Origin of the sequence: Pseudomonas protegens CHA0, assembly GCF_000397205.1 — a bacterium.
GTDB lineage: Bacteria > Pseudomonadota > Gammaproteobacteria > Pseudomonadales > Pseudomonadaceae > Aquipseudomonas > Aquipseudomonas protegens.
The window spans coordinates 109797-122500 of the sequence record NC_021237.1; the positions used below are offsets into that span (position 1 = coordinate 109797).

At 60.9% G+C, this 12704-nt stretch carries 13 protein-coding genes (1 of these 13 only partly in view); 2 read left to right on the top strand and 11 right to left on the bottom strand.

The window, feature by feature from the left end; all coding sequences use genetic code 11:
* Positions 1–13: 13 nt before the first annotated feature.
* From PFLCHA0_RS00550 to PFLCHA0_RS00595, 11 genes are all read right to left on the bottom strand, one after another.
* Positions 14–1975, bottom strand: a complete 1962-nt coding sequence (locus PFLCHA0_RS00550; protein WP_015633665.1) for a DUF7844 domain-containing protein — start codon at positions 1973–1975, stop codon at positions 14–16.
* On the bottom strand, positions 1972–2292 hold the full coding sequence (locus PFLCHA0_RS00555; protein ID WP_011058495.1) for a DUF2388 domain-containing protein: 321 nt from the start codon (positions 2290–2292) through the stop codon (positions 1972–1974). The genes PFLCHA0_RS00550 and PFLCHA0_RS00555 overlap by 4 nt, the downstream gene beginning before the upstream one ends.
* A gap of 27 nt (positions 2293–2319) precedes the next feature.
* A complete protein-coding gene (locus PFLCHA0_RS00560) occupies positions 2320–2628 on the bottom strand; it encodes a DUF2388 domain-containing protein (RefSeq protein WP_011058496.1) in 309 nt (102 codons plus the stop codon).
* A gap of 103 nt (positions 2629–2731) precedes the next feature.
* Positions 2732–3049: a DUF2388 domain-containing protein gene (locus PFLCHA0_RS00565; RefSeq protein ID WP_011058497.1), complete on the bottom strand. Its 318-nt coding sequence runs from the start codon at positions 3047–3049 to the stop codon at positions 2732–2734.
* Positions 3050–3216: 167 nt separating this feature from the next.
* Positions 3217–3405: a DUF1127 domain-containing protein gene (locus PFLCHA0_RS30975; protein ID WP_080644438.1), complete on the bottom strand. Its 189-nt coding sequence runs from the start codon at positions 3403–3405 to the stop codon at positions 3217–3219.
* A 283-nt stretch (positions 3406–3688) separates the two neighbouring features.
* On the bottom strand, positions 3689–3904 hold the full coding sequence (locus tag PFLCHA0_RS00570; RefSeq protein ID WP_011058498.1) for a DUF1127 domain-containing protein: 216 nt from the start codon (positions 3902–3904) through the stop codon (positions 3689–3691).
* A 319-nt stretch (positions 3905–4223) separates the two neighbouring features.
* Entirely contained in the window at positions 4224–5717 is a 1494-nt protein-coding gene (locus tag PFLCHA0_RS00575; RefSeq protein WP_011058499.1) for an acetyl-CoA hydrolase/transferase family protein, read from the bottom strand.
* A 179-nt stretch (positions 5718–5896) separates the two neighbouring features.
* The gene (locus PFLCHA0_RS00580; protein WP_015633666.1) at positions 5897–7333 is read right to left on the bottom strand and encodes an NAD(P)(+) transhydrogenase (Re/Si-specific) subunit beta; all 1437 of its coding nucleotides are present in this window, start codon (positions 7331–7333) and stop codon (positions 5897–5899) included.
* Entirely contained in the window at positions 7333–7656 is a 324-nt protein-coding gene (locus tag PFLCHA0_RS00585) for an NAD(P) transhydrogenase subunit alpha part 2 (protein ID WP_005783507.1), read from the bottom strand. Before PFLCHA0_RS00585 ends, PFLCHA0_RS00580 begins: the two co-directional genes overlap by 1 nt.
* Before the next feature lie 15 nt (positions 7657–7671).
* Positions 7672–8793, bottom strand: a complete 1122-nt coding sequence (locus PFLCHA0_RS00590; RefSeq protein WP_011058501.1) for a Re/Si-specific NAD(P)(+) transhydrogenase subunit alpha — start codon at positions 8791–8793, stop codon at positions 7672–7674.
* A gap of 451 nt (positions 8794–9244) precedes the next feature.
* Positions 9245–10144, bottom strand: a complete 900-nt coding sequence (locus PFLCHA0_RS00595) for a LysR family transcriptional regulator (RefSeq protein WP_015633667.1) — start codon at positions 10142–10144, stop codon at positions 9245–9247.
* Positions 10145–10304: 160 nt separating this feature from the next.
* On the opposite strand from PFLCHA0_RS00595, the gene PFLCHA0_RS00600 reads away from it, so the two are divergent.
* Positions 10305–11486, top strand: coding sequence for an acyl-CoA dehydrogenase (locus PFLCHA0_RS00600; RefSeq protein WP_011058503.1), 1182 nt, complete (start codon positions 10305–10307; stop codon positions 11484–11486).
* A 13-nt stretch (positions 11487–11499) separates the two neighbouring features.
* A protein-coding gene (locus tag PFLCHA0_RS00605; protein ID WP_015633669.1) for a CaiB/BaiF CoA transferase family protein crosses the window boundary here: on the top strand, positions 11500–12704 show its 5' portion. 16 nt of this gene lie beyond the right edge of the window; only the first 1205 of its 1221 coding nucleotides appear in the window; its start codon is at positions 11500–11502; its stop codon lies beyond the right edge, outside the window.

A 12704-nucleotide genomic window follows, 5' to 3' on the forward strand; every position in this document is an offset into this window, starting at 1 on the left:
GGGCTCGGCAGCGCTACGGCAGTTCCAGGCCGCCTGCCGCCTTGTGCAGCGTCCGCAGATGCTCGCCCACCAGCTTCAGGTTGGCCTCGTTGGCGGCGATTTCCGCCGCTCGGGCCGGTTCCAGCAGGGCTCGCACTTCCTTGTCCAGGTCACCGGTCAAGGATTGCAGTTGCTTCTGCCGCTGGCTGCTCTCGGACTCCAGGCGTTGCCATTCAGCGGGCTGAGGCAGGCCGTAGCCGCCGCTGCCCAGCAATTCTGCCGGGCGGCTGAGGAAGCCGCTGTTGGCGAGGATCTGCTGCAGGGTCTTGTTGGCCTGCTCCATACCACCATTTTTCAGCTCGCGAGCCCCCAGGTAGCGCTGCTTGACCTCGTCCTGAGCCAACAGCAGTTGCCGGCGATAACTGGCCTGCTCCAGCAGCAGCAAGGCGGCGCTGGTGCGCAGGTCGGCCTGGTCGAACCAGTGCCGGCGTTCCTCGGCACTCAGCGACAGCCAGTCTTCGACGCTGGCCTGCTTGATCGGCAGGCGCTTCTTGATCACCTCGAACATCGCCTGGTAGCGGTCGCGGAAGGAGTCGAAGCGATACCCCAGGCGCAGCGCCTCGCGCGGGTCGTCGAGCACGCTGGTGTCCGCCAGCCCCCTGCCCTTGAGCACCTCCAGCAAGCCGTTGGGCATGATGCTGTCGAGGCCGATCAGTTGCTTGTTGTTGCTGCCGCTGCGCAGCAGCTTGAGGCTTTCCACTGCGCAGTTGTTGGACAGGAAGTAATAGTTGCCGTCGTAGCTCCAATGCATCTCGGCGGCGTGCTCCACCACTTCCTCGATCTCGCTGCGTGACAGCTTCAACGGCACCGAGGCCAGGCTGCGCAGCTCGGTCTTGGTGTACTCGTCGATGACCTGGGACAGCGGCAGGACAAACAGCCGCGAAGGGTACTTGCCCACCAGGCCGTCCCAGCTGGAGAGCTGCACGTCACCAACGAAGGCGCGGTAGGACAGCACCAGGTGCTGGTCCAGGTCCAGCCGGCAATCCGGCCCGCGGGGGCGGCCCGGGGCGCAGATCACCAGGCGCAGCATGCTGTGGCCCCAGCGGCTGACCCAGTTCTGGTTGGCTTCGGCCAGCAGGTAGTCCACCGCGTAGACCCGCTCCGGGTCCACCTGCCCCAGGGGCGTCTTGGCGAAGTCGTTGCCGGCGTTGAGGAAGGCGAAGGACTTGGCGCAGCTGTCCTTGGTGGCCGGCGCCCAGCCGAAATGTTCCTGGTAATAGCGGTACAGCGCCGGGCGGCGGCAGGCGTAGCTCGGATCGAGAAGGAAGTACTCCATGTTCACCGCGACGAATTCCTTCGGGTTGGTGATCTCGTAGATGTCCGGGCTGCGGGCGACCTGACGGTTGTGCTGCTCGCGTTCGCCACGGCGGCCGACGTATTGCGGCCAACCGGCCAGATCCAGCAGCCGTGGATCATCGCTGAGGGTGAAGCGCCGGTCATTCTGGCCGCGACACTCATCCGGCAGGCCGATCAGCCCGGAGGTGCTGTTCTTGCGAGTGCAGCGCTGGATCAGGCTGCGCTCGGCACCGGGCCACAAACGCGCGCGATCATAAATGTGGGTCAGTTCATGGAGTACCGTGGCGAGCATTTCCCGGCGCACGGTGCCATGGGGGCGGCTGGTCTTCTGGGTGGCGGCGGAGCCGTCGGTCAGGCTGGGCAGCAAGGCGCGGTTGAGGTCCAGTTCCGACACCAGGGATGCCTCGCCATAGGCGTTGTCGGGCATTCGGTCGGTCCAGCCGACATCAATGGTGCGATCCAGTTGCTGGATGAAACGCGGCGGCAACGCCTGCATCGCTTCATCCAGCAGTGCCTGGCTGGCGTGTTGCTGCGCCGGGCTCAAGCCATCGGTCTTGAGGCGCAGTTGCAGGTCGGCCTGGGCGGTGCCGCAGAGCAGCCCCAGGGTCCCGGCCAGCAGCCAGGCTAGGAGTGGTTTCACAGGGCCAGGATGGCTTCGGCAAGCACCTGGTCGCTGGCGTCGCGGGCTTCTGGCAGCTGCGTGCGCAGGGCATTGAACGCCGCTTCAAGTTGCGCGCCGCGGATATCACCGTTGCTGGCGACGAAGCTGGCGGCATCGTCGTGGGCTTCGCGCACGACTTTGGAGTCACGGATCGAAGTGGTGGTGTCCGAGGTGAAATCGATCGTGCGGCCGGAGGCGCGGACGATGATGTTACTGGTGGCCACCAGGGTGTGTGCCTGGGCCACGTCGGCCAACAACAGCAGGCCAAGGGTGGCGGCAATCAGCGGGCTACGCATGGAACGACTCCGGAAGAACAGGGATGGTTATTGGACGAGAATTGCCTGCGCCAGTTCAAGGTCGCTGGCATGAAGTTTTGCCGGGTCCTGGCGCAGGTATTCCAGCGCAGACTCCAGGCGGGCGCCGCGCAGTTGGCCGTCGGTTGCCACGAAGGCAGCGGCGTCATCCTGGGCAGCAAGCAGCAGTTTATGGTCGAAGGGCGCCGAGGTCACCTGGCCTGTCGCATAGACGGTGACAACCAGGCTTTGGGTGGTGAGGTCGAATGCCTGCACCGAACCGGCCCAACAGGCGGCGATCAATACGGGAGCGGAAAGCGAAATACGGAACAAACCCAAGAGTCTCGACAGCTGAAAACCAGCGCCAAGGCTAGCGCAATGCCCCTTGGAGGACCAGCGCAGAGGGTTTCAGGTGCGCCGGGGCACCTGAAACCGAGACGCTTCAGATTGCCAGGATGGCCTGGGCCAGCTGTGCATCAGAGGCCTGCAACTGAGGCGCTTGCTGGCGAATGTGGGCAAATGCGCTTTCCAGTTTTACCCCGCGAATGGCGCCGTCGGTGGCGACGAAACTGGCGGCATCATCCCGGGCGGCACGGACAATCTTGTTGTCACGCAGGGAAGAAGTGGCATCGGAGGTGGCGTCGGTGGTGGCCTTGAGCGCGCCGACAATGGCGTCGGTGGTCACGATCAGGCTGGTGGCGTGGGCATTGGCAGCCAGGGCCAGCAGGGCGGCGGCGCTGAGCAGGCGGAGACGGGACATGGGTAACTCCTGTGAATGAACAGACAATTTAAGGGCGCTGAGTGAGACGCCGGGCAGCCACTGCGAGGTGCTGTGTCTGATTGCTCTGACGCAGTTCGAATGAAAATCGCCACGTCGCCTCAGATATTAGGCTCAGCGGCCCCATTCGCACAGCGTTGCGGCAGGCCTCAGCGCCAAAAGGGTTTGTGCAGTTCCGCTGCCCGATCGCTGTGGCTGATGCCGCTGTCCGAGAGTTGTCGTTCATCCATTTGTGCCAGCAAGTGACGGGTGCGGGCCCGCTCCCGTGTGTTGGCGAGCGCTGTGAGCCAGCGCTTGAAGAGCGTGCAGTGAAGGTGGGTGCCAGGGGACGAGTGCATGATGCTTGCCTCCGTGAGCAGCCGAGCGATGAGCTGGCTGCAACCTCATGGTGCGGCGGTTCGATGCGGTGATACAGATACACTCGAGCTAAATTGTACTTGTTAATTGTTATGTTTTATAAAACTGTACCTGTCACGATGAAGCGGGCTGTATTTCAGCTGTGTCGCGCGTTTTCCGCGGCCAGAACGACAAGACCCGTCGCGGTTTCCCGCGACGGGTCTTGTTGTGTGCAATTCGGGGTGCTGGCGGTGGACCCGGTGGGTCAGGGCCAGCGACGCTGAGTTAGCGCCAGAACGGCTTGCTCAGCTCTTCGTAGCGTTGTGCTTCGCTGATCCCGGCATCGGCCAGCAGACGCGAATCCAGGCGAGCCAGTTGATGGCGGCTGGAGATGCGGCGCTGCCACAGCATCAGGTTGGCGATAACGCGCAGAGGCAGGGAGGCCTGGGTTTTTTCAGCTTTATCTTCGAAGAACAGTTCGGAACTGAGTGTACGTTCCATGGTTGACATCCTTCCGCTTGTGGCGGGATCAGGTAGTGGTTTAACTGGTGCCCATGATCCTCTTCCTGCGCAAGACTCTGTAGATACAGTTCACCTGTATTGTGAAGGACCAGTTAACTGTTTATAGGGGCTGTACTGTTCGGAAAAGGCGCAACTGTACCTGTCAGCACCTTTATGGTGCATTTCGGTGCTTTTTGATGGGAGGCAAGTGGTTTTAGGCGGGGAAAATACCGGTACAGCAGTACAGTTTTTGGTGGTCCCTGGCGAGCGGCCGGCGAGCTGACGAAACTGTGTTTGCGTCAGCTGCCAACTGTATCAATCACTCGACGAGCATTTTCCCGGTTTCTTCCAGGTTGATGTGCCAGCTCAGGGCATCACGCAAGATATGCGGCGTGTGACCACCCAAGGCGCAGGCCTTGGTGAAGTAGTCATTCAGTGCGTCGCGGTAGGAAGGATGCACACAGTTGTCGATGATCACCCGGGCCCGCTCCCGCGGCGCCAGGCCGCGCAGGTCCGCCAGGCCGATCTCGGTCACCAGGATGTCGACGTCATGCTCGGTGTGGTCCACGTGGCTGACCATCGGCACCACGCTGGAAATCGCCCCGCCCTTGGCGATCGACTTGGTGACGAAGATCGCCAGGTGTGCGTTGCGGGCGAAGTCGCCGGAGCCGCCGATGCCGTTCATCATCCGCGTGCCGCAGACGTGGGTGGAGTTGACGTTGCCGTAGATATCGAACTCCAGCGCGGTGTTGATGCCGATGATACCCAGGCGGCGCACCACTTCCGGGTGGTTGGAGATCTCCTGCGGACGCAGCACCAGCTTGTCCTTGTAGCGTTCCAGGTTGCCGAACACGTCGGCGTTGCGCCGGCTCGACAGGGTGATGGAGCTGCCCGAGGCGAAGCTGAGCTTACCGGCGTCGATCAGGTCGAAGGTCGAGTCCTGCAGTACTTCGGAGTACATGGTCAGGTTCTCGAATGGCGACTCGATCAGGCCGCACATCACCGCGTTGGCGATGTTGCCGATACCGGCCTGCAGCGGGCCGAGCTTGTTGCTCATGCGCCCGGCATCCACTTCCTGCTTGAGAAAGTCGATCAGGTGGTTGGCGATGCCCTGGGTCTCGCTGTCCGGGGTGGAAACCGTGGACGGCGAATCCGACTGATTAGTGATGACGATGGCGACGATCTTGTCCGCAGGGATCGGAATCGCCGTGCTGCCGATGCGATCGTCGACCTTCACCAGGGGAATCGGTGTACGGGTCGGTCGATAGGTCGGGATATAGATGTCGTGCAGGCCTTCCAGGTTCGGGTTGTGCGCCAGGTTGATCTCGACGATCACCTGCTTGGCGAAGATCGCGAAGCTGGCGGAGTTGCCCACCGAGGTGGTCGGCACGATATGGCCCTGTTCAGTGATGGCGACAGCCTCGATCACTGCAATGTCCGGCAGCTTGAGCTGCTGGTTACGAAGTTGTTCGACGGTTTCCGACAGGTGCTGGTCGATGAACATCACTTCGCCGGCGTTGATCGCCTTGCGCAGGGTGCTGTCCACCTGGAACGGCATGCGCCGGGCCAGCACGCCAGCTTCGGTGAGCTGCTTGTCCAGGTCGTTGCCCAGGCTGGCGCCGGTCATCAGGCTGATTTTCAGTGGCGTTACCTTGGCCCGTTCGGCCAGGGCATGGGGCACGGCCTTGGCTTCACCGGCGCGGGTGAAGCCGCTCATGCCGACGGTCATGCCGTCCTCAATCAGAGCGGCAGCGTCAGCGGCGCTCATCACCTTATCCAACAACGAAGGCAAGCGGATACGATCACGGTACATGGATTGTTATCTCGGGCAACGGAAGCAAGAAGCGCAGTCTAGTGATTTCAAAAAAAAACACCGCGCGACAAAGGTCGAATGAAAGGCCCTGATCTAGAGCCTTCTGTCGGCTTTATGGAGTAAATAAAAAACCCCAGCCTACTAAAGGCTGAGGTTTTGGGTATTGCGCTACAGCAGCTTTATTCGACGGCTTTGACCATGTCTTCGATGACCTTCTTGGCGTCGCCGAAGACCATCATGGTCTTGTCCAGGTAGAACAGTTCGTTGTCCAGGCCGGCATAGCCGCTGGCCATGGAGCGCTTGTTGACGATGATGGTCTTGGCCTTGAAGGCTTCGAGAATCGGCATGCCGGCAATCGGCGACTTCGGATCGTTCTTCGCCGCCGGGTTGACCACGTCGTTGGCACCCAGCACCAGCACCACGTCGGCCTGGCCGAACTCGGAGTTGATGTCTTCCATCTCGAACACCTGGTCGTAAGGCACTTCGGCTTCGGCCAGCAAGACGTTCATGTGGCCGGGCATGCGCCCCGCTACCGGGTGGATCGCGTATTTCACGGTCACGCCGCGGTGGGTCAGCTTCTCGGTCAGCTCTTTCAGCGCGTGCTGGGCGCGTGCCACCGCCAGGCCGTAGCCGGGAACAATGATCACGGTATCGGCGTTGGTCAGCAGGAAGGTCGCATCGTCGGCCGAACCGGATTTCACTGGGCGTGCTTCCTTCGAACCTGCCGGGCCGCCGGCATCGGCTGTGTTGCCGAAACCGCCCAGCAGCACGTTGAAGAACGAACGGTTCATCGCCTTGCACATGATGTAGGAGAGGATTGCACCGCTGGAGCCCACCAGGGAGCCGGCGATGATCAGCATCGAGTTGTTCAGGGAAAAACCGATCCCTGCTGCCGCCCAGCCCGAGTAGCTGTTGAGCATCGACACTACTACTGGCATGTCGGCACCGCCGATCGGGATGATGATCAGCACGCCCATGACGAAGGCCAGGGCCAGCATCAGGGCAAAAGCACCGAGGTTGCCGGTGACCATGAAGGTCACGCCCAGGCCGAGGGTGGCCAGGCCCAGTACCAGGTTGAGCTTGTGCTGCCCGGCGAACTGTACTGGTGCGCCTTGGAACAGGCGGAACTTGTACTTGCCCGACAGCTTGCCGAAGGCGATCACCGAACCGGAGAAGGTGATGGCACCGATGGCTGCGCCAAGGAACAGCTCCAGGCGGTTACCGGCGGGGATCGCGTCGCCCAGGTGCTTGACGATGCCCAGGGACTGCGGCTCAACCACGGCGGCAATGGCGATGAACACCGCGGCCAGGCCGATCATGCTGTGCATGAAGGCCACCAGCTCCGGCATCTTGGTCATCTCGACGCGCTTGGCCATGATCGAGCCGGCGGTGCCGCCGATCAGCAGGCCAACGATGACGTAGCCGATGCCAGCGGTGGCCAGTTCTGCGCCGAGCTTATAAATGAGGCCAACGGTGGTCAGTACTGCCAGGGCCATGCCCAGCATGCCGAACAGGTTGCCGCGTCGGGACGTGGTCGGGTGCGAAAGGCCCTTGAGCGCCTGGATAAAGCACACCGAGGCGATCAGATAGAGGGTTGTTACCAGGTTCATGCTCATTATTTCTGCACCTCTTCTTTCACGGCTTTGGGCGCTTTCTTCTTGAACATTTCCAGCATGCGACGGGTGACCAGGAAGCCGCCGAACACATTGACCGCAGCCAGGGCCACGGCCAGGGTGCCCATGGTCTTGCCCAACGGGGTCACGGTCAGGGCGGCAGCCAGCATGGCGCCGACGATGACGATGGCGGAAATGGCGTTGGTCACTGCCATCAGGGGGGTGTGCAGTGCGGGTGTAACGTTCCAGACCACGTGGTAACCGACATAGATCGCCAGCACGAAGATGATCAGGTTGTAGATACCGGGGGAGATAAGCTCTTCCATCGTCTGAATCCCTGCTTAGGCGTTTTTGCGGATGACTTGGCCGTCGCGGCACATCAGGCACGCGGCGACGATGTCGTCTTCGAGGTTGACTTCGAACTGCCCTTCTTTGGTGAAGACAAGCTTCAGGAAGTCCAGCAGGTTGCGGGCGTACAGCGCCGAGGCGTCGGCAGCCACTGCCCCGGCCAGATTGGTCGGGCCGACGATGGTCACGCCGTGCTCGACTACGACCTGGTCAGCCACAGTCAGTGGGCAGTTGCCGCCCTGAGCGGCTGCCAGGTCGATGACCACCGAACCGGGCTTCATCTGGGCCACGGTATCGGCGCTCAGCAGGGTTGGTGCCTTGCGGCCCGGAATCAGCGCGGTGGTGATGACGATATCGGCCTGTTTGGCGCGTTCGTGCACGGCCTGAGCCTGGCGCTGCATCCAGCTGGCCGGCATGGGGCGCGCGTAACCGCCGACACCGACGGCGCACTCGCGCTCTTCGTCAGTCTCGTAAGGCACGTCGACGAATTTGGCGCCCAGGGATTCGATCTGCTCCTTCACTGCCGGACGCACGTCCGAAGCTTCGATCACCGCACCCAGGCGCTTGGCCGTGGCGATGGCCTGCAGGCCGGCAACACCGGCGCCGAGAATCAGCACCCGGGCAGCCTTCACCGTTCCGGCGGCGGTCATCAGCATCGGCATGAAGCGCGGATAGTAGTGGGCAGCCAGCAGCACGGCCTTGTAGCCGGCGATGTTGGCCTGGGACGACAGCACGTCCAGGCTCTGGGCCCGGGAGGTGCGGGGTGCGGCCTCCAGGGCGAAGGCGGTGATCCCGCGCTCGGCCAGCTTGGCGATGGTTTCATTGCTGAACGGATTGAGCATGCCCACCAGTACGGTGCCGCTCTTGATCAGCGCCAGTTCGCTGTCGCTGGGCGCCACGACCTTGAGAATCAGCTCGGCGCCAAAGGCATCGTTGGCGTTGCCAATGGTTGCCCCTGCCGCTTCATAGGCACTGTCGACCACGCTGGCGTTAATGCCGGCGCCGCTTTGCACAGTGACTTTATGACCCTGGCCGATCAGCTTCTTGATGGTTTCCGGGGTTGCAGCAACCCGTGTTTCACCCGTCTGGGTTTCGAGAGGAACACCAATGTGCACGTCAAATCTCCTGCTTGATCTTATTGCTTTCGATCTTTCTTAGAAGGCCAGCGCACTTCGGAGGGTGCGGCTGGGGCGGCCGATCAGCACGATCCCGCTGAAATCACAGCGGGGCGCGGCATTTTGCAGGCGAACTTTGAGGCCTTCAAGGGATTCTGACTAGTGACGGAAAATTAACTACAAGTCACCCCGTGACCGAATGTCGCAACGTACCAGGTTAAAGCCTTGTAAGCCGTGCCTTTCAAGGCTTTGCTATGGAAAATAAGATTTTTCTCATCCGTGACATGAATAGTCTTACATTGCCCTTGAATAAACCCTACAAGCCGCGTGGTTAGGCGCTTGTAGAACGATTGTTCAAGGTGTCGGTACAGTCTGTGAAAATGCGACAAATAGTTATATCTGTAGGGTTCTGATTTATTTGACTACGGGGTCAGCTATTGGTTGTGAGCCTTTATTTTTCAAGGTTGTAGCTGTTTGCCTGGTTCACCAGCCAGTCGCGAAAAGCCCGTAAAGAGGCCGATTCCACTTTGCGTTCGGGAATCATCAGGTAATACGCCTTGATGCTCGAGAGTGCCTGGGGGTTGGCAATGACCAAGCGTTTTTCGGCCAGCTCGCGCTGGATAAGGAAGGGCGGAATCAAGGCGATACCCATGTCGTGCATGGCGGCCTGGGCGAGCATGGAGAATAGCTCGTAGCGCGGACCTGTCATGTCGCGGGGGATATTCAGCTGCTGTGAGTTGAACCATTGCCGCCAGGCATAAGGCCGCGTGGTCTGCTGCAGCAGGGGCAGTTCGGCTATGGCCTCGGCGCTCAACTCTTGCTGCTTGCCGAGCATTGCCGGGCTGCACACCGGCATCGGGTTTTCGCCCATCAGCCGGTGAGACTGGGTACCCGACCAATCGGCGTCGCCAAAGTAGATGGCGGCGTCGAAGGGGGTGTCGGCAAAGAGGAAGGGGCGCGTGCGGTTGGTCAGGTTGACCGTGACTTCGGGGTGCTGCTGCTGGAAGTCCTTCAGGCGTGGCAATAACCACTGCGTCCCGAAGGTCGGAACCACCGCCAGTTCGATGACGTTGGCCCCCTGCTGGCCCATCACTGAAAGTGTGTCGCGCTCCACTGCGTCCAGTTGTGTGGCGACCCGGCGGCTGTAGGACAGCCCGGCCTCAGTGAGCTTGACGCCCCGTCGTGAACGCCGGAAAAGTTCCAGCCCGAGGAACTCTTCAAGGCTGGCGATCTGTCGGCAGACCGCACCCTGGGTCAGGGAAAGCTCTTGGGCTGCCTTGGTAAAGCTCTCATGACGTGCCGCGGCTTCGAAGCTGATTAAGGCGGTGGTACTGGGGATCTTTCTGCGCATGTACGGCAATCTCACTAATAGATGCTGTAAAAGGCGGTTTAGGCCATTACGAAGTGAGAAATTAGCACAAAACTATGCGAAATCCTCGTTTGCCTGGGGGCGCACCGTAGGCCTAGGATCGTGTTCCACGATAGTTGACCTACTTCACGAGGATTCACTCATGGGCGGTAAAGCAAGCTTCAACTGGATCGATCCCCTTCTGCTGGACCAGCAACTCACCGAAGAAGAACGCATGGTCCGCGACAGTGCCGAGCAGTTCGCTCAAGACAAGCTGGCACCACGGGTTCTGGAAGCTTTCCGCCATGAGAAGACCGACCCGGCCATCTTCCGGGAAATGGGTGAAGTCGGCCTGTTGGGCGCTACCATTCCTGAGCAGTACGGCGGCAGCGGCCTTAACTATGTGTGCTATGGCCTGATCGCTCGTGAAGTGGAGCGAGTGGACTCCGGCTACCGCTCGATGATGAGTGTGCAGTCGTCCTTGGTGATGGTGCCGATCAACGAGTTTGGTACCGAGGCGCAAAAGCAGAAGTACCTGCCGAAACTGGCGTCCGGCGAATGGATTGGCTGCTTTGGTCTGACCGAACCGAACCATGGATCTGACCCGGGTGCGATGATTACTCGTGCACGCAAAGTGGACGGTGGCTACAGCCTGACTGGTAGCAAGATGTGGATCACCAACAGCCCGATTGCTGATGTATTCGTGGTTTGGGCCAAGGATGATGCCGGCGACATTCGTGGCTTTGTCCTGGAGAAAGGCTGGAAGGGCCTGAGTGCACCAGCGATTCACGGCAAGGTCGGCCTGCGGGCCTCGATCACCGGCGAAATCGTCATGGACAACGTGTTCGTGCCGGAAGAGAACATCTTCCCGGATGTGCGTGGGCTCAAAGGACCTTTTACCTGCTTGAACTCGGCGCGTTACGGCATCTCCTGGGGCGCCTTGGGGGCTGCGGAGTTCTGCTGGCACACCGCACGTCAATACACCCTTGATCGCCAGCAGTTCGGTCGTCCTCTGGCGGCAACCCAACTGATCCAGAAGAAGCTGGCGGACATGCAGACCGAAATCACCCTCGCCCTCCAGGGCTGCCTGCGCCTGGGGCGGATGAAGGATGAAGGGACTGCGGCGGTGGAAATCACCTCGATCATGAAGCGCAACTCCTGCGGCAAGTCCCTGGATATCGCGCGCATGGCCCGTGACATGCTGGGCGGCAACGGGATCTCCGATGAGTTCGGTATTGCTCGTCACCTGGTGAACCTGGAAGTGGTCAACACCTACGAAGGTACTCACGACGTGCATGCGCTGATTCTCGGGCGTGCACAAACCGGTATCCAGGCGTTCTATTAATAGGAGAGCGACCATGGGCGCGTTATCGCATCTGCGGGTACTGGATTTATCGCGGGTACTGGCCGGGCCTTGGTCCGGGCAGATCCTTGCGGACCTGGGGGCCGAGGTCATCAAGGTCGAGCGTCCGGGTAATGGTGACGATACACGCGCCTGGGGGCCGCCCTTCCTTAAAGATGCCTATGGCGAGAACACCACGGAGGCTGCCTATTACCTGTCGGCCAACCGTAACAAGCAGTCAGTGACCATCGACTTCACGCGCCCTGAGGGGCAGCAGTTGGTGCGTGAGCTGGCTGCCAAGTCGGATATCGTCATCGAGAACTTCAAGGTAGGTGGGCTGGCGGCTTACGGTCTGGACTATCAGTCGCTCAAGGCCGTCAATCCGCGGCTGATCTATTGCTCTATCACCGGTTTTGGTCAGACCGGGCCCTATGCCAAGCGCGCGGGTTATGACTTCATGATCCAGGGCTTGGGTGGTCTGATGAGCCTGACTGGGCGACCTGAGGGTGATGAGGGGGCTGGGCCGGTAAAAGTGGGTGTGGCCTTGACCGACATCCTTACCGGGCTCTACTCCACTGTGGCGATTCTGGCGGCCCTGGCTCATCGAGATCAGGGGGGCGGTGGTCAGCACATCGATATGGCATTGCTGGATGTGCAGGTCGCTTGCCTGGCCAACCAGGCCATGAACTATCTGACCACAGGGGTCGCTCCCAAGCGTTTGGGTAATGCGCACCCTAATATAGTGCCCTATCAGGATTTTCCGACGGCGGATGGCGACTTCATCCTTACCGTGGGTAATGACGGGCAGTTTCGCAAGTTTGCCGAGGTAGCGGGTCAGCCGCAGTGGGCGGACGATCCTCGGTTTGCCACTAACAAGCTGCGGGTGGCCAATCGGGCGGTGCTGATTCCGCTGATTCGCCAGGCCACGGTGTTCAAGACTACGGCGGAGTGGGTGAGCCAGCTGGAGCTGGCTGGGGTGCCTTGTGGGCCGATCAATGATTTGGCGCAGGTGTTTGCTGATCCACAGGTCGTGGCTCGAGGCCTGGCTGTGGAGCTGCCACACGCGTTGGCTGGGATGGTGCCTCAGGTGGCTAGCCCGATTCGTCTTTCGCAAACCCCCGTTGAGTACCGTAACGCCCCTCCTCTATTGGGCGAACATACTGCAGAGGTTCTGCAGCGTGTATTGGGGATGCGGGTCGAGGCTGTGGACGCCTTGAGGCA

Bases quoted from the DNA above. Each gene is read 5' to 3' on its own strand.
- PFLCHA0_RS00555 (WP_011058495.1), bottom strand. From the start codon at position 2,292: ATGCGTAGCCCGCTGATTGCCGCCACCCTTGGCCTGCTGTTGTTGGCC.
- PFLCHA0_RS00565 (WP_011058497.1), bottom strand. From the start codon at position 3,049: ATGTCCCGTCTCCGCCTGCTCAGCGCCGCCGCCCTGCTGGCCCTGGCT.
- PFLCHA0_RS30975 (WP_080644438.1), bottom strand. From the start codon at position 3,405: ATGCACTCGTCCCCTGGCACCCACCTTCACTGCACGCTCTTCAAGCGC.
- PFLCHA0_RS00570 (WP_011058498.1), bottom strand. From the start codon at position 3,904: ATGGAACGTACACTCAGTTCCGAACTGTTCTTCGAAGATAAAGCTGAA.
- PFLCHA0_RS00575 (WP_011058499.1), bottom strand. From the start codon at position 5,717: ATGTACCGTGATCGTATCCGCTTGCCTTCGTTGTTGGATAAGGTGATG.
- PFLCHA0_RS00580 (WP_015633666.1), bottom strand. From the start codon at position 7,333: ATGAGCATGAACCTGGTAACAACCCTCTATCTGATCGCCTCGGTGTGC.
- PFLCHA0_RS00585 (WP_005783507.1), bottom strand. From the start codon at position 7,656: ATGGAAGAGCTTATCTCCCCCGGTATCTACAACCTGATCATCTTCGTG.
- PFLCHA0_RS00595 (WP_015633667.1), bottom strand. From the start codon at position 10,144: ATGCGCAGAAAGATCCCCAGTACCACCGCCTTAATCAGCTTCGAAGCC.
- PFLCHA0_RS00600 (WP_011058503.1), top strand. From the start codon at position 10,305: ATGGGCGGTAAAGCAAGCTTCAACTGGATCGATCCCCTTCTGCTGGAC.